The 21,306-nt window shown below is 45.2% G+C and carries 19 protein-coding genes; 15 read left to right on the top strand and 4 right to left on the bottom strand.

Translation table 11 applies throughout. The features are described from left to right. Positions 1 to 456 precede the first annotated feature (456 nt). The 5 genes from pulA to PAHA3_RS17395 all read left to right on the top strand — a co-directional run bounded on the left by pulA (position 457) and on the right by PAHA3_RS17395 (position 6,571). A complete protein-coding gene (gene pulA / locus PAHA3_RS17415; RefSeq protein ID WP_062835832.1) occupies positions 457 to 3,333 on the top strand; it encodes a type I pullulanase in 2,877 nt (958 codons plus the stop codon). Between the two features lie 280 nt (positions 3,334 to 3,613). Further along, the gene (locus tag PAHA3_RS17410; protein WP_062835831.1) at positions 3,614 to 4,243 is read left to right on the top strand and encodes a 50S ribosomal protein L25; all 630 of its coding nucleotides are present in this window, start codon (positions 3,614 to 3,616) and stop codon (positions 4,241 to 4,243) included. 158 nt (positions 4,244 to 4,401) lie between these two features. Further along, positions 4,402 to 4,923, top strand: coding sequence for a hypothetical protein (locus PAHA3_RS17405; RefSeq protein ID WP_062835830.1), 522 nt, complete (start codon positions 4,402 to 4,404; stop codon positions 4,921 to 4,923). 272 nt (positions 4,924 to 5,195) lie between these two features. Next, a complete protein-coding gene (locus PAHA3_RS17400) occupies positions 5,196 to 6,167 on the top strand; it encodes a helix-turn-helix transcriptional regulator (RefSeq protein ID WP_062835829.1) in 972 nt (323 codons plus the stop codon). Positions 6,168 to 6,208: 41 nt separating this feature from the next. Beyond that, positions 6,209 to 6,571 (top strand): HIRAN domain-containing protein, encoded by a 363-nt coding sequence (locus tag PAHA3_RS17395; protein WP_062835828.1) that lies wholly within the window; start codon positions 6,209 to 6,211, stop codon positions 6,569 to 6,571. A gap of 58 nt (positions 6,572 to 6,629) precedes the next feature. Here the strand turns inward: PAHA3_RS17395 and PAHA3_RS17390 are convergent, their stop codons facing one another. Next, positions 6,630 to 7,733, bottom strand: a complete 1,104-nt coding sequence (locus tag PAHA3_RS17390) for a glycosyltransferase family 4 protein (protein WP_062835827.1) — start codon at positions 7,731 to 7,733, stop codon at positions 6,630 to 6,632. Positions 7,734 to 7,949: 216 nt separating this feature from the next. On the opposite strand from PAHA3_RS17390, the gene PAHA3_RS17385 reads away from it, so the two are divergent. The 6 genes from PAHA3_RS17385 to msrA all read left to right on the top strand — a co-directional run bounded on the left by PAHA3_RS17385 (position 7,950) and on the right by msrA (position 14,046). Then, the gene (locus PAHA3_RS17385; RefSeq protein ID WP_062835826.1) at positions 7,950 to 8,261 is read left to right on the top strand and encodes a DUF3817 domain-containing protein; all 312 of its coding nucleotides are present in this window, start codon (positions 7,950 to 7,952) and stop codon (positions 8,259 to 8,261) included. Between the two features lie 277 nt (positions 8,262 to 8,538). Continuing rightward, a complete protein-coding gene (locus tag PAHA3_RS17380; RefSeq protein ID WP_062836156.1) occupies positions 8,539 to 9,357 on the top strand; it encodes a TerC family protein in 819 nt (272 codons plus the stop codon). A gap of 501 nt (positions 9,358 to 9,858) precedes the next feature. Further along, positions 9,859 to 11,322 carry an RtcB family protein gene (locus tag PAHA3_RS17375; RefSeq protein WP_062835825.1) on the top strand — a complete coding sequence of 488 codons (1,464 nt, stop codon included), beginning with the start codon at positions 9,859 to 9,861 and terminating at the stop codon, positions 11,320 to 11,322. Next, entirely contained in the window at positions 11,322 to 12,626 is a 1,305-nt protein-coding gene (locus PAHA3_RS17370) for an AAA family ATPase (RefSeq protein WP_062835824.1), read from the top strand. The genes PAHA3_RS17375 and PAHA3_RS17370 overlap by 1 nt, the downstream gene beginning before the upstream one ends. 309 nt (positions 12,627 to 12,935) lie before the next feature. After that, on the top strand, positions 12,936 to 13,193 hold the full coding sequence (locus PAHA3_RS17365) for a GlsB/YeaQ/YmgE family stress response membrane protein (protein WP_062835823.1): 258 nt from the start codon (positions 12,936 to 12,938) through the stop codon (positions 13,191 to 13,193). Positions 13,194 to 13,530: 337 nt separating this feature from the next. Beyond that, entirely contained in the window at positions 13,531 to 14,046 is a 516-nt protein-coding gene (gene msrA, locus PAHA3_RS17360) for a peptide-methionine (S)-S-oxide reductase MsrA (RefSeq protein ID WP_062835822.1), read from the top strand. 78 nt (positions 14,047 to 14,124) lie between these two features. Here the strand turns inward: msrA and PAHA3_RS17355 are convergent, their stop codons facing one another. After that, on the bottom strand, positions 14,125 to 15,396 hold the full coding sequence (locus tag PAHA3_RS17355) for a PQQ-binding-like beta-propeller repeat protein (protein ID WP_062835821.1): 1,272 nt from the start codon (positions 15,394 to 15,396) through the stop codon (positions 14,125 to 14,127). Between the two features lie 261 nt (positions 15,397 to 15,657). Between PAHA3_RS17355 and PAHA3_RS17350 the strand changes: the two genes are divergently transcribed. Beyond that, positions 15,658 to 16,254: a restriction endonuclease gene (locus PAHA3_RS17350; protein ID WP_062835820.1), complete on the top strand. Its 597-nt coding sequence runs from the start codon at positions 15,658 to 15,660 to the stop codon at positions 16,252 to 16,254. Between the two features lie 212 nt (positions 16,255 to 16,466). Here PAHA3_RS17350 and PAHA3_RS17345 read toward each other — a convergent pair whose 3' ends face one another. Beyond that, complete coding sequence (locus tag PAHA3_RS17345; RefSeq protein ID WP_235599458.1) at positions 16,467 to 16,922, bottom strand: MerR family transcriptional regulator; 456 nt, start codon at positions 16,920 to 16,922, stop codon at positions 16,467 to 16,469. 235 nt (positions 16,923 to 17,157) lie between these two features. Here PAHA3_RS17345 and PAHA3_RS17340 point away from each other — a divergent pair, with 235 nt between their 5' ends. The 3 genes from PAHA3_RS17340 to PAHA3_RS17330 all read left to right on the top strand — a co-directional run bounded on the left by PAHA3_RS17340 (position 17,158) and on the right by PAHA3_RS17330 (position 19,995). Next, a complete protein-coding gene (locus PAHA3_RS17340) occupies positions 17,158 to 18,276 on the top strand; it encodes an NADH-dependent flavin oxidoreductase (protein ID WP_062835818.1) in 1,119 nt (372 codons plus the stop codon). Positions 18,277 to 18,440: 164 nt separating this feature from the next. Next, entirely contained in the window at positions 18,441 to 18,680 is a 240-nt protein-coding gene (locus PAHA3_RS17335) for a hypothetical protein (protein ID WP_062835817.1), read from the top strand. 67 nt (positions 18,681 to 18,747) lie between these two features. Beyond that, positions 18,748 to 19,995 carry a winged helix-turn-helix domain-containing protein gene (locus tag PAHA3_RS17330; RefSeq protein ID WP_062835816.1) on the top strand — a complete coding sequence of 416 codons (1,248 nt, stop codon included), beginning with the start codon at positions 18,748 to 18,750 and terminating at the stop codon, positions 19,993 to 19,995. A 109-nt stretch (positions 19,996 to 20,104) separates the two neighbouring features. Here PAHA3_RS17330 and fabV read toward each other — a convergent pair whose 3' ends face one another. Continuing rightward, positions 20,105 to 21,298 (bottom strand): enoyl-ACP reductase FabV, encoded by a 1,194-nt coding sequence (gene fabV, locus PAHA3_RS17325; protein ID WP_062835815.1) that lies wholly within the window; start codon positions 21,296 to 21,298, stop codon positions 20,105 to 20,107. Positions 21,299 to 21,306: the final 8 nt, after the last annotated feature.

The following is a 21,306-nucleotide window of genomic DNA, read 5'->3' as shown; positions in this document are numbered from 1 at the left end:
TGAAGCGAGCCAGCTATAGGCGAGTGCTCACAAGGGCACGTCCAAGATGTCCAACAGTAATTTAGTACAACATAAAAACAATTCCCTCTTTCCGTCCAGAAAGGGGGATTTTGTGTTGAGTTACAGACCATTGGTTTGGTCGCAGGAGGATCTCATCATGCTTGAAAACTATACTAAAATTCGCCTGTTTAATACCGAGTGTAAGTACAGTTTTCGTTCAAAGCACGTTCAATCTGCAATTATTCTTATATAGTTTGAACTTTTTTTGTCGGGACAGGTACAAATGCTGTCAATCTATGGCGCTTGTTTACATATCTATATTTTGAAAGCGATTGCTAATTGAATACTCGATTTGAACCGATATGTTAGTACAGACAACCCCGGGTTGACAAAAAACGTCCCACTCCGTAACATCGGGACAACACGAAATTAATGGATATAAAGGCGGTGGGAACGATGCCGGAATGGACTTCTTTTCGTTACGATGGCAACGATCTTGGCTTAACATATACTCGTGCAGCAAGTACTTTTAAATTGTGGGCACCTACGGCACAACAGGTTTATATATTGGTTTTTGAAGATGAAGGTCATTACAACGATAGTGGCAAAGTACAAGATCATGAAGGTGGGCAGGAACATACTCTGACGCGCGATGCGGATGGAATATGGAGTCTGGAGCTTAACGGCGATTGGGCAGGACATTTTTATATGTACCGAATCTTCCATGATGATCAGCGGATTGAAGTGGTTGCTGATCCGTATGCCAGAGCGGTAACAGCTAATGGGCAACGAACAGCCATTATCGATCCTGAGACCACCAATCCGGTCGATTGGGACCTGGATGTCAAACCTGCGTTTCTGCGTCCTGTCGATGCCGTGTTATATGAGTTGCATGTCCGTGATTTTTCCTCGGATCCCCATGCAGATATTCCGTATAAGGGAAAATATTTGGCATTCACGGCATCCGGACTCACCGACAGAGCGGGCAATAGTATTGGGATAGATCATCTTGCCGAACTGGGCGTCACTCATGTGCATCTAATGCCTGTAGCGGATTATCAGACGGTCAACGAACTCGCTACGGCGGATGTGGGTTCAAATGTCAGAGCACCATACAACTGGGGATATGATCCTCAGCATTATAACGTTCCCGAAGGTTCGTATGCGACAGATCCACGTGATCCGGCAGTTCGCATCCGAGAGTTCAAATCCCTCGTTCAATCGTTGCACAGACATGGCATTCGCGTTGTACTTGATGTTGTCTATAACCATACGTATAGCGTGGAAGAGGGACCTTTTGAACGGATTGTACCAGGCTATTATTACCGTTATCGGGAGGATGGCACCCTCAGTAATGGTTCTGGTGTAGGCAATGAATTGGCGACTGAACGTCCCATGGTGCGAAAATATATTTTGGATTCTCTCCGATATTGGGCAGAAGAATATCATGTGGACGGATTTCGATTTGACCTCATGGCCCTGATTGATACGGAAACGATGAATGAATTAACGCGCGAACTACGGGAACAGATCGATCCGGCGTTTCTGATCTATGGGGAACCCTGGACGGGTGGAGACTCACCATTGGACCGCAAAACGTTAAAAGGAACCCAGCGAGGTCAGGGATTTGCCGTATTTAACGATCATTTTCGCAGCGCAATCAAGGGCGATAGTGATGGCAGTGGCAGAGGGTTTGTCACGGGTGCCGGAGGGCAGGAATATGAGCTTATTAGGGGATTAGCAGGAGCGCTGGATGATTTTACATCTTCACCTGTGGAAACCGTCAATTATGTAACTGCCCATGACAATCTCAATTTATGGGATAAAATAGCGACAACAATGAACCTTAGACACGAATTAGGTTTTCCCGTATGGAAGGACGGACAGCCCGTGGGTGGCGGAAGTGCTGAGTCGGCTGTCAAAGCAGCAGATCCGTATCGATATGTCGATACGGATGATGTAATGGATCATGAGATGGTTCGTCGTTCGTTGCTGTCTTCCGGTATTCTGCTTACCTCTCAGGGCATTCCGTTTCTGCATGCAGGGGATGAGATGCTCCGTTCCAAAGCCGGTGATCATAACAGTTATCGGAGCGGGGATGCGGTGAACACGATCACGTGGGCCAATAAATCGCGGTTCAGACCGGTATTTGACTACTACCGTGGTCTTATTCATCTGCGGCGTACACATCCTGCTTTTCGTATGATTGATGCTGATCAGGTACGGAATCACCTTCGTGTGATTCGTGGCGACGGCAATGTGGTTGCTTTTATTCTCCAGGATGGTGCGAATCAGGATACCTGGAATCAGATTATGGTCATTTATAACGGAACGGAACATCAGCAGCATGTGGATCTGGGGGAAGGTGACTGGCATGTCGTGGTCAATGATCATCAGGCAGGCACAGATCTGATCGAAACCGTTCGTGGCACTGTTCAGGTAGAACGGTGGTCATTGATGGTTTTGTATGACATAGAGCATGCTGGAGGCGCTGAACCATCAACGGTGGAGATTAGTTTTCCTCGCCAGGTATATAGTCCAAAGGAGACCACTCAACTGCGAGCGATTGTACGGGACAGCATCGGCAATGTGGTAGAGAACGCCCCGGTTACGTGGACTTCTTCTGAGCCGGATATTATTCGGATAGAACCTGATGGAACAATCGAAGCGCTGGAACGGGGGGAAGCTTCGATTACAGTCCACTGTGGGGACATAACGGCAAGCTGTATGTTACAGGTGGATTATCGTCATGCGGAACGAATCGAAATTGTGGGCGAACCTGTCATGTACATGACTCGAATCAGTCGCTTCCGTGCCTTGGTGCTTGATCAATTTGGTCAGCCGCTTCAGGATTCGAATATACGCTGGAGCTCTTCTCATCCAGAACTTGCAGCGGTGAGTACAGCAGGGATCGTACGTGCGATGACACCTGGAGTAACCCATATTATAGCTGAAGCTGGAGGCATCCGGGCAACGCTTGGCGTAACGATTCATAAACAGATTTCGCGAACCGTCACGCTTCGATACGAACGTGAAGACCAGCATTATGAAGGTTGGGATGTCTGGGTATGGGGCACCGGTATGGAAGACGGAGCGGTACGAATGGAACAAATCGGCAATGCTGCTGAAGCCCGTTTCCGCGTAGCTCCGGGTCTGCATCACCTGGGATTGATCATTCGATTGAACGAATGGGAGGCTAAAGATACGTGCGGAGACCGTTACGTGGACATTGTACCTGAAGACGGGGATGTACACATTATTGTCCGTAGCGGATCAGATGAGATGCAGATCATTCGCGAAAGTGAAAAAACGGAGGATCGTGATAGCGCATAGTTTCTTTTATTTATAACGTCGAACGTAGTTCGTCAAAACCTTGATAAACCAGCAGTTGGAAGAGATTCCGACTGCTTTTTTGGTCTGATTATGCGTAGCATAGCTTGGCAAAATATAAAGAAATGTCCTGTTTCGTGTTTGAGATCCTCTATCATTGGGGTAAATATAGATATGGCCCACGATTCGGCCAAAGAAAAAAGACCATTATGGTCTACGAGAGAAGCCTTAGCGCTTTCCAACAAATATAATGTAGTGATCCCTTGAAGGAGGATGTTCAATCATGAAATCCAACGGAAAAATGGCTCAACTTACAGCAACGCCAAGAACTGAAAAGAAAGGTGCAGCACTGCGCCTGTTAAGACAAGGTGGACGAGTTCCCGCTGTCGTATACGGCCCGGGACAAGAAGGTGCCTCCATACATGTAGATGAAAAAGAAATGTTGAAAGTGGCACGCACAGGCCGCTCCGAAATGTTCAACCTGAATGTTGAGGGTGGTAAAACGGTACCGGTGCTGATCAAAGATCAGCAAGAGCGTAACGGACGTTTGCTACATGTAGACTTTCTGCAAATTTCCAAGAATAAGCCGATCAGCGTAAGTGTATCGATCGACTTCCAGGGTACAGCAGCTGGTTCGAAAGCTGGCGGTGTATTCCAGACACAAGAAACACAATTGGAAGTAGAAGGATTGCCTGCGGATCTGCCAACTTCTATTGAGGTTGATGTGAGCGGATTGGACATTGGTGATCGCTTGACTGCTGCGGATATCAAACTGGATAAAGGTTTGACACTCGTAACATCACCTGAATCCATCATCGCGTCCGTCATGCCGCCACAAGCGGCTGAGGAAGAGCCAACAGCTTCTGCTGAGGAAGCGGAACCGGCAGCTGAAGAAAAAGCTACCGAAGAATAAACCAAGCGCAGGGATCTCGCCAGATCCCGTGCTTAACCAAAGCCCAGTCCTAAGGACTGGGCTTTTTTTATGTCCAGAACAAGAGGTTTCGAAGGTCGCATGAAAAATGAGAATGTACTACAATACATGTTAAAGGATAAGAAAGTGGGTTTATTTCAATGTTTGATCCAACGGTGTATGACAATCTGAAAGTCGGGTTTGAGAATCATCTCTATGATATGGATAACCTGGATGAGCGTATTCAGATTACGGGGCGTAAAGATCGGCTGGAGATGGCGGTAATGTCCAGAGAGTTCATGTTACAATTCTGTCTCAGGGATTGCTTGGAAGTAACAGGCGAGGTCGTGCTCAGCAGTTCCCTTGAGGAGCTTGCAGCTGAGATTCTGGAGACGCCTGGTGCACATCCGGGTTGCCGTCTGGAACTTCGGTTTGGCATGATTGTGAAGGAGCCTGAGACGCAGTGTCCGGCTATTCGTTCGATATTGCAGCAGAGCTGGCCTGAGCAGAGGGTGTGCCAGAACATCCTATATATCTTTGATGAACAGCCTAGTACGTTTAATGTCACGGCTCACGTATATTTTGACCGCAGTGTGAATGAGGACCAGATGGGAGATATTCCTGAACTTTGTGAGCATATGGTGAATGTGATGGATCAATTATTACAGTTGAATAACCAGTAATTCTGAGAAAAGCCTTGTCTCTTTGTAGAGATCAGGGCTTTTTTTGTATTATTTTTAGAAAATTGTATAGGCTTTCAGGCTTAGGTAGAAGGCCTTTTGGGTTAATATTTTACGCAAGCAAGTAAGAGAATGTATATTAAAAGGGGGTAAGAGTGCAATTGAACTATATACAAACGGTGAAAGTGCGAAAATAATATTGGGACTAAAGATTTAGTTCTGTACTAAAGGAACTAGTTTTCCTTGCCGATAAAATATCGAAGGGGAGAAACTACATGACAGAGAAATTAATTCGTCTGCTGCGTATACTTCAGGCTATACAAGCAAATCCCGGAATTTCCGCCAAGGAGTTGGCGCTGAAATGCGGTACAACTGTACGCACGATATATCGTGATCTCCGGATTTTGGACAGGGTCGCCCCGATTATGAACGAAGGATACGGCAAGGGATACCGATTCATTGGTGAGTTTGCGATGTATCCGTTAGACTTTACTGAACAGGAAGCGATGGTCTTCTCCATGCTTCCATCCGTAGTTGATACCTCCAAGTTGCCTGCTGAATTTGATTCAGCTTTTGACAAGGTCATGTCGGCTCATACCAAATTAAAATCAAGAAACAGTGACATTGTAGAGAATATTGCGGGAATTATTCGAATGGGCACGCCAGCTTATCGTGAGGAAGGAAAAGATCCCAATTTGCTGATTCCCATCATTGAAGCGATCCTTAGCCAGCAAACGATTCGTACTCAATATCATACGCTGACAAGAAATGAGATTACCGTCCGGGATATCGATCCTTATTATCTCATTCCTCGTGATCAACGTTTTTATTTGATCGGATACTGTCATTTGCTGCAAAAGGTTCGATTGTTTCGAATTAGCCGCTTTCTGGATGTGACAAGAACACATGCCGGATTCGACAAGGGTGAGTTCAACATAACCCAGTACATGAAGAACACATGGTCCATTGACCGTGGCGACGAGAATATCCATTTCAAGGTAAGATTCTCTGAGAAAATAGCCCCCTACATAAAAGAAGAAGAAATGTTTGTTCGCCCGCGAATGACGGATATGTCGGATGGGGGATTGTTATTTGAAGTGACACTGAATAGCAGCCGAGAATTTTTGAAATGGTTATATCAATTCGGACCCGAGGCAGAGGTACTTGAACCTCGTGAGTTTCGTAGAGAGATACGCAGGCAACTTGTGGAGTGGTTGAAGCATTATGACAACGAAGTATCTTTGTGAAATTTTCATAATGGAGAAATACAGGAAAAGGAGCAGGTGATATGAACACCAAATTATTCGCAGCTATGTATGGGATGGAGTATTTCCATGGAGTGCAAGCTTTACATGTGGGGGACACCGTGTATCTCGTCAAAGATCCAGATAATCGTTTGGACCGTCAAGCGATTAAGGTTGTTATTCCCCCGATTGGCGCTGTAGGTTATATCGTTAATGATCCGCTTGTTGTACCGCATGGTTGTTGGACCGGGACGGCATTCTATGATGTTTTTCATCAACTAACGTGTGCCAAAGTGCGCTTCATGATGAGAGATATGGTTATTATGGAGTTAATTGAGATGAGCCACATTCCTGTTCCGCAAATGGATTCTTTTTTTACCGGATGGCAATCTCGCGAAAAAGCTTAATCATCCTAAAGAGTGTCTTTCTTATGGGCCAATTTGATTATTAAAAACTGAAGGAGGCTCATTCTCGGATGAGCCTGGTATAGGTGGCTTCCAGATGTATGGCTGTTCTAGCCCAACTAAAATGTGCCATGGCACTATCTCGGCCAGTCTTCCCTAACAATTCGGCAGAAGCCGGATTGCTTGCAAGTTTGTTCAGGCAAGAAGCGAAACGTTGTGGACGTTTATAAGAGGTGACAAGGTATCCATTGCTACCTGATTCAATAATTTCACGAATACCTCCGTTATCAGAGGCAATGACGGGTAATCCTGAAGCCATCGCTTCAACATTAACCAGCCCAAAGGCTTCATGTTCTTGAGAAGGACAGACCAGACAATCGACTGCCCGGTACAACTGGTCGATATATTCATGGTTTATCTGACCTCTGAAGGATATATGGACTTTTTGTTTTCGAGCAAGATCGCGAAGTCTGCGCATATAATACGGAGGACCTTTGCCTGCAACAACCAGTTGAACAGGCATCTCTTGCTGAAGAAGGGCAGTCGCACGTATTAATATGTCTACACCTTTGCCAGGGATGAGCCGGCCGACATACAGAATAGAGAATGGTTTAGTTATTCCAAATTGTGTACGCAGGCGAAGCTGTTCTTCACTGGACTCAACAGGCCTGAAGCGGCTTAAATCTGCACCGAGTGGAACAACACTCATCCGGCGTTTTACGAGCGGAAATCGGCGACCTAGCTTTTGTCGCAAGGATTGACTGTTGACGGCAATCCAATCGGCTTTTTTCATCAATGCAAGTCTGGAAGGCCCAGGTTGCGCGAATGTTAACGAGTGGAGGTAGAGTACAACCGGGGTGCGAGGGAAAGCGCGTTTAATGGCAGCCATGCTGCGGGGCCTGTTATCCACTTGAATCACATCATAAGCTTGCTTGGATAACAAACGTATTGCTGCTTTGGTGTACCCAAGAGGACTTGATGCAGGGACACGCTGAATGGTGATCCCGTCGATTAGCTCCGTGGTGGCGAGACCTGCCATTTGACGACTTATGATGGTCACCTGATGACGATGTGCAAGTTCGCGAGCAATCCCTAGGATGCATATTTCCACTGAACCGTTTCCGGGCAAAGGCAATTTCTCGGGTGCAACCATAGCTATTTTCATTAACAGGCTCCTCCTTGTCCGACATCGGTAACAATCTTCGTCATATATCCTATGAGCAGCAGCAGCATTTGGCTCCTGCGAACAGGCCGGTGAACCACCCATATGTGCGTGCAGGAATAATCTGCTGTTTGGATTGAAGCAGAAATATTCGGCTTTTGTGATATACTGTACGGGAACTATTGAGTTCGTTACATGTATAGAAGCAGGAGGAAAATGATGTTACATTCTATGCTGGGGCGCTTCCGGCTAATGTTGTGGTTGCAGGGCATTTCGTACGTATTGCTGCTGTTTGTTGCTTTTCCATTGAGAGATGCCGGGATTATGCCGCAGGCTGTCACATGGTTTGGAAATTTATATGGTTTTTTGTTTTTAATGCACTTGTTATTTATGGTGAGTTTGTATACTTCACAGAAGTGGCGTCTGCGCCGTCCAATTGCTCTATTCTTCGTTTCCTTTATTCCGCTGGGGAACATGATCTACGATGTTGTTGTATTTCGTAAGTTATACCGTCAACTAAATAAAGCTTGACTTTATTTAACGTTATGAAATATTATGGGTATAGGTTAAACAACCTGTTTCAACTAAAACTACATATTCCTGTTAAAGGGGAGTAGCTTTTACAGTAAAGTCGTCAATTCGGGATCATATCCCCGGCTTTATTGGCAGCAATTTTGTTGTTAGCGAGACCTTTACCAAGTTTTCATGCTCGGTAAAGGTCTCTTTTTGTGGATATAAAAGGACCTTACCAGCGATGGTAAAGGTCCTTTTTTTTGTACATCATAAGGATATTAAGGAGGAGTCAATGTTGGAAGTTTCATTATTATTGGAATATGGGTGGGTGCTGGCCGTCTTAGTAGTTCTTGAAGGACTACTTGCAGCTGATAATGCATTGGTACTCGCAATTATGGTTAAACACTTACCTGAAGATAAGCGCAAAAAAGCGTTGTTCTATGGTCTGATGGGTGCATTTGTTTTCCGTTTAGGTTCGTTGTTCCTGATCTCTTTCCTCGTCGATGTATGGCAAGTACAAGCGATCGGTGCCCTGTATCTCCTGTATATCTCGATTAACCACATCGTTAAAAAGATACTGGGTAGTCGAAATAAGACAGATGAAGCAGCTGATTCAACGCCTAAGAAACCGAAAAAACAATCTGGTTTCTGGATGACCGTTTTCAAGGTCGAAGTAGCAGATATCGCATTTGCAGTCGATTCCATTTTGGCTGCCGTTGCTTTGGCCGTGGCGTTGCCACCAAGTGGATTGCCTCCAATTGGCGGACTTGACGGTGGACAGTTTATCGTTATCTTCCTCGGTGGATTCATCGGGCTTGTGATCATGCGTTTTGCAGCCACATACTTTGTGAAATTGCTTCATTCCCGTCCAGGGCTTGAAGTTGCGGCTTTTGTCATCGTAGGTTGGGTAGGGGTTAAGCTGGCAGTTATTACACTCGCACACCCTTCATTGGGTGTTCTGGATGAGCATTTCCCGGAAAATAAAATTTGGAAATTCGGATTTTATATTGTACTGATCACCATTGCGGTATGTGGTTGGTTCCTGTCTTCCAAAGCTCCTGATAAAGAAGACGAGAATCCGGTTGAAGAGTTGGAAAAACAAGCAGGACTGTAATAATCATGTTACGCTAACAACATCATTATTATTAGAAAAACAGGAGGCTGTCCTAGGACAGTCTCCTGTTTTTGTTTACATATGTCATCTGCATCATAGACCAATTTCCAAGAAAAGGGTTGACACATGAAATCGAGTCCCCTTAATATAAGACTAACATTAACGAAGGGAGGCCGAGAGACATGATGCTTGGTTATGATTTGAATCAAACAGGGCGCAACGTAGACACAATTGCATATCCGGCTCATCGTCTCATTGGCCTCATACGGTCGACATAGGGGATAGGCATATCGTTTAGCAGCTTATAATCGATATGCGTTCTTCGCTTATATTATAGCGATGGATGACAGACACACAGCATGTTCATGCTGTTCTGTTCTCCGTTATTGTCATTAGTAGAAGTCATGGGCGATTAGCCTATGGCTTTTTTTATTTATATTTTACACAGATGAATCGGCAAACCGAATTTGCTGAACGTACAGGAAGGAATAATACACTTTTATGAATACAAAATTTAATTTATTTACCAATCCAAACGAATTCGCAGGTGCTTATCGGCACGAAGTGAAATTGCCTGCAGGCGACCTAACCGTATATGCGGCGCAACAGCTCTTCTCCTCGCTCGATTACAAGGTGTTCGAGATGGCGAACAATAATCTGCAGATTCCGGGAATTTCTTATATGAGTTACACACCAGACGTGCATGTCGGTGTAGGCACCTGCATTGGAACGACAGCCGTGTGGGATGCACAGAGCGGATACGTATCTCCTTCCATTGTGGGCAGTGACATTGGCTGTGGCATGCGAGTGCATATGACGAACCTGCATAAGGACGAATTGAAAGACATCAAGCTCCGCCGCAAACTCGTCAAGGCTATTGAGAAAGTATTGCCGATGGAGGCGAACCAGCGAGGTCATTACTCGGATATCAGACTGGAGCATGTCGTTCGTAAAGGGCTGCATGGTTTACCCAAAAAGTATATTCCAGACAGCTACACACCGAAAAAATCAACCTCGATGACACATGTGGAAAGCAGCAAGTTCAGTTACGATGAGGATGTGTTAAATCATGTTCCTGATATGACGTGGCATCGTTCGCATCGTCAGCTCGGCACACTGGGTGGAGGGAATCATTTTGCCGAGATCCAGGCGATTGAGATCGCTGAAGAGAATCGTGAAATCGCCGAAGCCTGGGGATTGTACGATGGACAGGTCGTAGTTATGATCCATTCCGGCTCTCGTGCATGGGGTGGTTATGTCAGTCAGATGAGTTCGTCAGCAATTGCCAAAGTCATGCAGCGGCTTAACCTGGGTACATCCGATCCGAGACTGGTCTTTGCTCCGCTGGAACATGCGGAAGGTCGTCATTATGTAAACATGATGTATTCAGCATTGAATTACGCTGTTGTCAATCGTCACCTGATTGCGTATGCTATTCGCGAAGCATTCCGGGATGTGTTTGGCTCCAAATGTGAATTCCGTACATTATACGACTTGATGCACAACTATGCCTGGGAGGAATCACATGCAGACCAAGGTTCCGTTTTTGTGCATCGTAAAGGTGCGACACGTGCGTTGCCGGCAGGTAACCCGGACAATCCAAAGCCATACCTGGCAACAGGACATCCAGCGCTTATTCCCGGTTCCATGGGAACTGCTTCATATATCATGGTGGGTCAGCCACAGGGTGCTGATAATTATTATTCAATATGTCATGGTGCGGGTCGGATCCGTTCGCGGACAGCAACGAAACGATTGGTTTCCGTGGAAGATTTTGCTACGGCACTAGGCGTGGGTACAGAAGATGAGATCGTGGTAAACCAACGCTCACTTGAATCCATTATTGATGAATCACCTCAGGCTTATAAAAATGTAGATGAAATTATAGACAGTGTTACTGGCGCAGGCCTGGCTCAGGTTGTAGCCAAATGTATACCGCTTGTAGCGGTAAAGGGAGCGAAATAATGACAATAAACGAACAACAAACGGATCCAACGCAGGCGATTTATACCTATGATGAACAGCATGATACCCGAATTCGAGTGGAAGGGTACGCCATCTATTCAAGGCTGATTCGTGGAATCAGTGAGGCGCTCCATCAGCGCTATGGGGTTGAATACAAGCTTTATGCGAGTTCTGACCCGAACAATGAATACTGGGAGTTACTCCGGGAAGATTTGCAAAATGGCAGTGACGAAGTGGAATTGGTAGCCCGCATATTCGAGGATCTGGAGCTTCAGACCTTGCATTACGACGACGATGGCGATGTGCCGACTTATGGTGTGCATTACTCCATTCGCAACAACGTATTTGCCTATCCGAAATGGGGCGTAGCACTTGTGCGGGTTCCATTTTTCCGGGAAAACGGGATCTACAGTGAAGACTTTGTCTTTGCCATCGGTGATGAGGAGATGAAGCAGTTTCTGGGTAGTGTCCGAGAGCGGGAACGTCAGCAAAATATGAAAAAAGTGACGGTATATACCGATGCTCGGAATGGCAGCGATCGTCATGTTGAATCCATTACTCGATCTGTGGGAAGAGAGGATGTTGTTCTTTCGGCACAGATCAAGCAGGATATCTTCCGTTCGCTGGATCAGTTCTTCGAAGCGGATCGTTCCTTTTACAGAGATTACGATATCCCTTACAAACGAGGCATTTTATTGTATGGGCATCCTGGAAACGGCAAGACCACATTGGTGAAATCCATTGCTGGAAGTATTCCGGGACCGGCTGCGTATTGGCAGATTACGGAGTATACCAACAGTGAATCGGTGCGTGAAGTGTTCGAGGCTGCCAAACGGCTGGCACCGATGGTGTTGATCATTGAGGACATCGATTCGATGCCGGATGAAGTCCGTTCCTTTTTCCTGAATACACTGGATGGCGCTACGTCGAAAGAAGGTATTTTCCTGATCGGGACAACGAATTATCCGGAGAAAATAGATCCGGGCCTGATGAACCGTGCTGGACGGTTCGACCGGGCTTACGAGATTCCGTTGCCAGATGAAGCGCTGCGTCTGCAATATTTGCGGCAACGGGGCTTCACCGTATTTGCTGGTGAAGAAGGTACAGTTGAGGCTGCTCGTCTGACCGACACGTTCTCTCTTGCGCAGCTGGGTGAATTGTATGTCAGCGCTGCGCTGGAATGGCATCAGAATGGACAGACAGATATTGTGAAAGTCATTCAGTCGATGCGTGGCGAGCTGGACAAGAGCCACAAACACACTTGGCTGGCGCAGCCGGGTAAGGGACGTGCAGGATTTTATTGATCAGATCTAACCAATTCAATCGATAATATGACGAAATTTTATAAATAATCCTACCTCGATTGGTGATACTAACCTTGTCTGCTGTAACATACAATGACTTTCGGGAGGTACATAACGCAGCCCTGAGCTGGTGAGATGCCGGAAAGTGACGCGATCTGTTTCCATACCGGGCTAAGGCCTGTTTTACAGAGAAAGATGTATTGGAACAAATGGTAATATGCAAAAATTTTCATGCCAATTGTTTAAATGCTTCTGTAGCGGTTAATAGTAGACAGACAACAACAAAAACTTTAATTAGAGGTGAATGATATGGGTTGGTTATGGTCATTAATTATCGGTGGTATCATTGGTTGGTTGGCAGGTTTGATCGTTGGTCGTGACATTCCAGGTGGTGTTATTGGTAACATCATTGCTGGTTTCATCGGTGGATGGTTAGGTGGAGTAATCTTGGGCGATATGGGTCCTGAGATGGGCGGATTCCACATTGTACCTGCATTGATCGGTGCGATCGTTCTTGTAGCCATCGTAAGCTTGATCTTCCGTTCGATGGGACGTAGTCGCGGGTAACCGATTCAAGATAACTTATTGAATTAGTTGTCAGCTAAATGAATTACCAATGAAGAGGTTGATTGAGAGCCATAACGATGGCTTTCAATCAACCTCTTGTTGTTTTAGAATATATGAAGATATGCATATTAGCTATCTATATAAATTGGACTAAACATTTACACGAGAACGTAGAGGACAGAAATAACCTGAAGAAGCGGAGCGTTCGCCTTTATCACCAGATTTTCTCCTTGTAAAGCCAAATATAAAAAATCTGGGGATAACAGCGATCGGAAGGTTGTTCTGTCATCGGAGTGGTAAGTGTAAAAGGTAGTTTAGATAAGAGAGGATGAACGGAATGGAAAAAGCTACATTCGCCGGCGGATGTTTCTGGTGTATGGTTACACCATTTGAAGAACAACCGGGCATTCATGGTATTGTATCGGGTTATGCGGGCGGTCACGTCGAGAATCCAACATATGAGCAGGTCAAAACCGGAGAAACCGGTCATGTCGAAGTGGTTGAGATTACATTTGATCCGGATGTATTCCCTTATGAACGACTACTGGAGCTGTACTGGCCACAGATTGATCCGACGGATGACGGAGGACAGTTCCAGGATCGGGGGACACAGTATCGTACTGCGATCTTTGTGCATAATGAACGTCAGCGTGAGCTTGCCGAACAGTCAAAGCAGGAACTGGCAGCGAGCGAACGATTCACTCAACCAATTGTTACGGAAATTCGGGATGCCGTCGTATTCTATCCGGCTGAAGACTATCATCAGGATTACCACAAGAAAAACGAGAAACATTATAAGGAAGACCGTGCGTTATCCGGACGGGACGAATTTATAGACGAAAATTGGAAATAGGATAATTCTATCCTGTCCGTGAAATAAGCCGGGAGAGCTCCTTATGGAACTCTCCCGGCTTATTATTAAATGGAGTATTTATTTTGCAGAATTGGACTTCAGTACATATTTGGACAATGTCTCATCGTTCATGGAATAGATGACATCATCCACATAAGTAGAGACACCTTCTAATGAAGGAACGGAGGCACTGGTCGTGTAGATATGCACGTCTTCCAGCGTAAGTGAATCAAGAATATATCCCGTTTTGGCAAAATCAAGCTGGTACTGACCATCCTGCGTCTGGTCGACATGCATCAATGCAGGTTGTGCGTCCTTGAACGTACGCTCAGTCACTTTGCCTTTCATCGTGTACAGTTCCAGCTTCTGCCCTGTGAGGACCGTATAGCCGTTGCCAGCCGTCTGGATGTAGGCATCACCAGCAATGGCACGTCCCCAAGCGAGCTTGCCATCGGTGCCAAAGCCCATCAGTCGGTTACCCGTGCTCTCCAAGTTAGCACGCATAAGGATGGAACCATCTTCGAGAATGGCCAGCGATTCACCGCCGCCATCTCCGAGTGTATTTGCGTTGGCAGGGAATTGGTAGAAGGACAGGCGACTCAGTGTACGATCATAGATCTCCACTTTGGGATTCGCAGCTTGCTGCCAGAAGTTGCCTACCTTGGTTTGTTTGCTGGCATCCACTACAATTCGACCATGATCAGCCTTAAGCACGGTGCCGTTAATGGTCTTTTCGGTAATTAGCTTGCCCTTCTTGTCATATAACGAGATGGCTGAACGAACCGAACCATTCGATTGCACGCCCTGACTTGAAGCAACCATCAGCGTATCGTTATCCAGTAGGGATATGCTTGCAGGTGAATTCACCGTTTTGACCCAGTTGGTCTTGCCAGATGTATTGAATGAGTACAATTTTTTGGTTTTGTCCGAATATTCCATATACACATAAGCTGTACCGTTGCTGGCATATACCGAATCGGAGTAGGTGGTGTAAGGACCACTTTTCTCATGGAATATCGTATTCCACTTCAATTGTCCAGTTGTAGCATCGAATGCCTGAAGGGAATCCAGTTGCCAGTCCAGCGTTGTTTTGCTACTTGTTTTGGTCACAGGCTGGGAGGCATGTACATATACAAGGTTTTTGGATGGCACGGCATGGATTCCCTTGATCAGCACATCTTTCTCCGTATTGGCCTCAGACAACATCAGGGAAGATGACGTCCACGCGGGTTTGGGCATGGATTCGGTGGAGGCAGCGGCGTAACTCGTTGTATTCATGGTGAAGAGGAGCATGCCGCTAAGAATGAGGGCAGCCCATGTTTTGGACTTGTGTTTGGTCAATGTATGCAAGTGATAAACCACCTTTCTTCTTCGGTTCAAAACAGAACCGATTGTTGAATTTTACCATTGATGTCAAGTTGAATTCAACCGAACGTACTGTAACCTTTTATCATTCGTATTGCGTATCATCTTTGTTTGGTGAAGTGTAACGGTTACAGGGATTTCATCTTCTTTCGATGAAGGTGGAAGTCTGATATATTTAGTGCGGTGACAAGCCATATCTGCGTAAGATGTTGGATAGAACATAGGAAATGAACAAGGAGAACAGCTATGAATTGGAGTGAAAATATGACCCTATGGGTCATTGGATGTATCATCGTATTGTTGCTGCTTGCCTGGATTATCCGGCGTGTTATCGGGCGCGGGCAGCGGATTCGAAGTGAAGCCAACCCCCGGAAGATTACGATAAAGGATATCGACAAGATGGAGGATGGTTCGGAGTTTGAATTATATCTCTATCATTTATTTGAAGAACTTGGGTATGACGAGGTTCATAAGACGACGAGCAGCCGGGATTTTGGGGCAGATCTGGTGTTTGTCGATAGACTCGGCAGACGAAGTGTGATACAAGCGAAGCGATATGGTGCGAACCATCCCGTAGGATTGAGTGCAGTGCAGGAGATCTATACATCAATGCGTTATTATGAAGCTGATCGGTCCATTGTATTGACGTCTGCCCGTTACACCGAAGCCTGTCGGACGCTTGCAGCAGTCAATGGAGTGAAGCTACTGGATCGGGAAGACCTGATGGAATTAATCCTGTTATTCAAAGCCAGAAGAGTGGAAGAAGCGCTGGAACTGATCGAAGAAGATGATCACGAACCAATCGAGACGTGGCAGTCTCGGCGAAAGCGGCAATCCCGCTAGGTTGCCATTGTAATACTGTGCTCTAACGTAGATTTTTTTTTAATATAATCGGAAAATAGTAGTGTAGTCAGGATTTACGTTATAAACCGTGGAAGTTGCCTCAAAAAAATGGACGACTACGACAGATGCAGATATTAAATCGAATTATAACCAATCGCTAGGTCATTACCCGCGACTGGTTATTTTTGATAGGTATTTCGAGCTCTGTTTGTTCATCTGTTGGTTGTAGCATTCTGAATATTTGGTTCAGCCCCATTGGTATGGACAATGTTCACCTCAAGGCCGTGACATTTAAAATTGTGGTTAGGATTTTTCCTAACCTCATCTTTTTGAAGTTCATACATAGCTAATTTATAATTTATTTCTTCCATATGTTTCAAACTTTCTTCAATTTTCTTTTGTAATTCAATTTTATGTTTCTTTAACATTTCCTCTCTTTCTAAATAAGTGGAGTTCCCCATCTCATAAGATTCCTTGTATTCTTTAATTTTAGAGAGTGGCATTCCTGTTTCTTTGAGACAAAGAATAAAAGAAATCCAATCGATTTGTTGTTCGGTATAGACTCTATTCCCTTTTTCGTCGCGCGAAATATTCGGTAAGATCCCTTGCTCTTCATAAAATCGAAGTGTCTTTGCAGTTATATTATAATTCTCCACCACATATTTCATTGAAAAAAACATCTGATCGCCTCCATAGTTACAGTTACTGTAACTGTTATTCTATCACATATGAGATTATTAAAAGAAAATCGTTTGAAATTACGTATCAATTCCTACTTTACTTCCCCTTAGGTTAACCTGATATTCTTGTGTAGAACTTGTGATTGGGATGGATGAGATAAGGTCACCTTCATCTGTTCCATGAATAAGCACTTAGAAATCAAAATATAAAGGAGAACGTACAATGAGTAAATTTAATAACTTGTTTGAACCCTTTACATTCAATAAAGGGATTACCTTAAAGAATAGAGTGGTTATGTCTCCGATGACGACATGGTCAAGTAATGATGATTACACGATTTCCGATGAGGAAGTTGCATATTATAAAAAAAGAGTTCATGGTGTAGGTTTAGTTATCACTGGCTGTACTCATGTCCTACCTAATGGTATTGGATTTACACATGAATTCGCCGCATATAATGATTCATTTATCCCTAGTCTAAAAAAATTGGCTGATGCTGCTAAGAGTGGAGGAGCTCCAGCAATTCTTCAATTGTTCCATGCTGGAGATAAAGCGATTGCTGAATTAGTTCCTAATGGCGACGTGGTAAGTCCAAGCGGTGTTGCTCTGACTGAAGCAGTGTCCCCTAGAGAGCTTACCCATGAAGAAATTCTGGAAATTATTCATGCGTTCGGTGAAACTACAAGACGTGCAATTGAAGCTGGTTTTGATGGTGTTGAACTCCATGGAGCTCACGGCTTTTTACTTCAAAGCTTTTTATCTCCATTTTTCAACAAACGTCAAGATCAATGGGGTGGCTCACTGGAAAAACGTCTGAGTTTTCCAATAGCTGTTATTCGAGAGGTGAAAAAAGCTATTGAAAAATATTCGACAAAACCATTTATTTTAGGTTACCGCATTTCCCCAGAGGAACATCAACAAGATGCCCTTAGAATGAAAGATACTTACGCACTGATTGATAAACTGATTGAAGAAAATGTTGATTATGTTCATGGTTCCTTGGTACAAGCCCTTACGTCAAAACCAAAATATAACCAAGATAACAAAAAAACGTATCTTGAGCTGATTGTTGAACATGCCAATAATCGAATTTCAGTCATTGCAGCCGGTTCCTTGGAAAGCCCAGAGGATGTTACTGAAAGCTTGGAGAGAGGACTTTCGTTAGCAGTAATTGGGCGTGTATTAATCTCTGATCCAGAGTGGATTGAAAAAGTTCAACAAGGGAGAGAATCGGAAATTCAAAACGTGATTAAATCATCCAAAGTTAGTGATCTTTTGTTACCAGCGAAACTATGGGGTGTCATACAAAATGCAGGTCCATGGTTTAAAGTTGAACAATAAAGAAGATGAAAGATCAAAAAAGGACGCTAATAATAGCGGCCTTTTTTGATTTCAAGAACAGTAGTACTAATTTAGCCGCTTCAACAAAAAATGCTTCACCTTCACTTGCATAGCTGCACATGATATATTGAGTGTATATCAACCAAAGGAGTGTGTGATCCATTATGGCACGTACACAAACACAAAAAGCATTACGCAAAGCAGAGCGGTCAGGTAAGTGGTGCTCGGAACAGAGCCGTAGAGTTAACGGAGATTATGGTGCGTTATCCCAGCATGTACGGCTCATGCCTACGAAGCAGGAAAAATTGCAAAAGGTCAAACACAAGAAGCAGATCATCCAGGATGGTGGTGCTTCTTTTTATTTTTTTCCAATGTGTGCGAAAAAGTGCATAATGTTCCTATAAATCTTCTTTTGGTTGGGGAAGCTTCTGGTTGATCATGAATATAAGTTAGAAGGGACGAGCCATTTCGATGACAACACCTCTACGTATAAGTAAAGTAGCTGTTCGACGTCTTTTGCTGCACACGCAAGGTTTACTGGCACGTTGGCCAGCGGAAGCGGGGCACTCCGGGCCGGATCAGGTCATGGAGCTAATTCGCAGTCTCGGTTGCGTGCAGATTGATCCGGTATCTGCGGTAGCCGGAAATCAGCATTTGGTGCTGGGTGCCCGTGATCCGGGATATAGCCCCGCATATTTACATACATTGCTAAGTAATCACAAGGTATTTGAGTATTTTGCCAATGCGGCATGTGTGATTCCAATCGAAGACTATGCCCTCTTTGAACCTGTGCGTGCCAGAATGAGAGAACGTCTCGCACCTTCCCTGCAAGGTTTGGAAGGTACCGTGGAGCATGTTATGCAACGTCTTGCTGAGGAAGGACCTTTGCCCTCCAAAGCATTTCGTGCAGTTGAGCGGGTTAGTGGGTATTGGGACCACCCGGATACACCTAAGACGAAGGACACAAGCCTGGCACTAAATCTTTTGTTGGATACAGCGGCTATTCGGGTAGTGGCAAGGCAAGGGAATGAACGATATTTTCAGATTACCGAACCGGATTTACGTGGGGAGGAGTCAACCTCAAGAGAAGAACAGGATATGCTTAATCAGCATCAAGCGCTTATGGATAAGTACATAGATGCTTATAGGGTGGTGGATGCCCGTGATCCAAGACTGGGGTGGCTGAAATGGACAGCATCGGAGCGACGTGCACACATCGCTGAACGTGTAGCATCCGGGCAATTAACTCCACTGGATATAGATGGTGTGGCAACGCCATATTATATTCGTACAGAAGATGAAGAAATGCTGTTGAATTTAGAGACAGCCAGGGCCGACTATGATCCGTCTGGTCCGGTACGTTTCCTGCCGCCGCTGGATAACCTGTTATGGAGAAGAGAACGTATTGTCGATTTATTCGATTTTCATTATAAATGGGAGATTTATACGCCAGAGGTGAAAAGAACCTACGGTTATTATGCTATGCCGATTCTTCACGGTGATCGGTTGATCGGACGTATGGACCCGCGACTTGATCGCAAAACAGGAGTATTTACTGTTCGTTTGTTATCGATGGAAGAGACTGCTCCACCTCTGGAGGAATGGATCACGGATTTTCGGGAAGGGCTTCAATTTTTTGCGTCCATGCATGGAGCGCGTTCAATCACCGTGGAGAAGACGATACCGAAAGAGCTGAAAAAGCTGCTTAAATCGATTTGATTAGGGGATATACGAAGCAGTGTATGGATACAAAATTGGAATTGATGAACAAATCTAAAAAGGACAAAACAGGGGGAGCCATCTGGCTCCCCCTTCATTGATTTTAAAATCATATCACCAGATGAGGCATTTCAACGTTCGGATCAACATCTGCTTCATAATCCACACCATCGGTTTCAAAACCAAACAGCTGGAAGAATTCGCGACGGTAACCTTCCAGATCGGACAGATCGTAGATGTTCTCTGTGGTCAATTCATTCCAAAGCTTCGCCACTTCTTCCTGAACGTCAGCTCTCATCTCCCAATCGTCAATGCGAATGCGACCTGCTGCATCGGTTGGAACTTCTCCTCCTGCATACAGGCGATCAGCGAACAGACGTTGCAATTGCTCGATGCAGCCTTCATGCAAGCCTTTTTCTTTCATGACTTTGTACAATGCTGAGATGTACAGCGGCACGACTGGAATCGCAGAACTGGATTGAGTCACCAGCGCCTTGGCTACAGTTAAGTACGCACGTCCACCTTTTGAACTTAGACGATCATTCAGCTTGTGTGCAGTCGCTTCCAGATGATTCTTGGCCTGACCGATGGAACCATCACGATAAATGGCATGGGTAAGTTCAGGACCGATGTAGGAGAAAGCGATCGTTGTTGCATCGTCAGCAAGCACGCCGCCTTGTTGCAGGGCATCCATCCACAGTTCCCAATCGTCTCCGCCCATAACGGATACCGTCTGACGAATTTCCTCTTCGTTTGCCGGTTCCAGTGTAACGGAGCTAATTTCCCCTGTGTGGAAGTTTACTGTTTTGTTCGTGTAGGATTGTCCGATAGGCTTCAGCACAGAGTTGAATACTTCACCCGTGTTTGGATCGGTACGACGTGCCGAGGCTACGCTGTATACGACCAGATCCACTTGACCGAGTTCACTGCGAATGAGTTCAACGGCTTTGTCTCTTGTTTCGTTTGCGAATGCATCGCCTGTGATGCTGTACGATTTCAGGCCTACTTCCTCAGCGGCTTTTTCAAATGCGGCGGAGTTGTACCAGCCTGCTGACGCTGTACGTTTCTCTGTGGAGCTGCTTGGGCGATAAATGCCGACCGTATTCGCTCCCGCCCCAAAAGCAGAGACAACGCGTGATGCCAGTCCGTAACCGGTGGAAGCACCGATGACGAGCACATTACGAGGTCCTTTCAGTTGTGGCTGGGATTTCACATAATCAATCTGTTCCTGCACTTGCGCAGCGCAACCTACAGGATGGGAAGTAGTACAAATAAAACCACGTGTTCTTGGTTTAATAATCATTTATTTGC

It is taken from the genome of Paenibacillus amylolyticus (assembly GCF_001570725.1).
In the GTDB taxonomy this organism is placed as follows: domain Bacteria; phylum Bacillota; class Bacilli; order Paenibacillales; family Paenibacillaceae; genus Paenibacillus; species Paenibacillus amylolyticus_A.
This window is presented reverse-complemented; position numbering and strand designations above follow the sequence as displayed.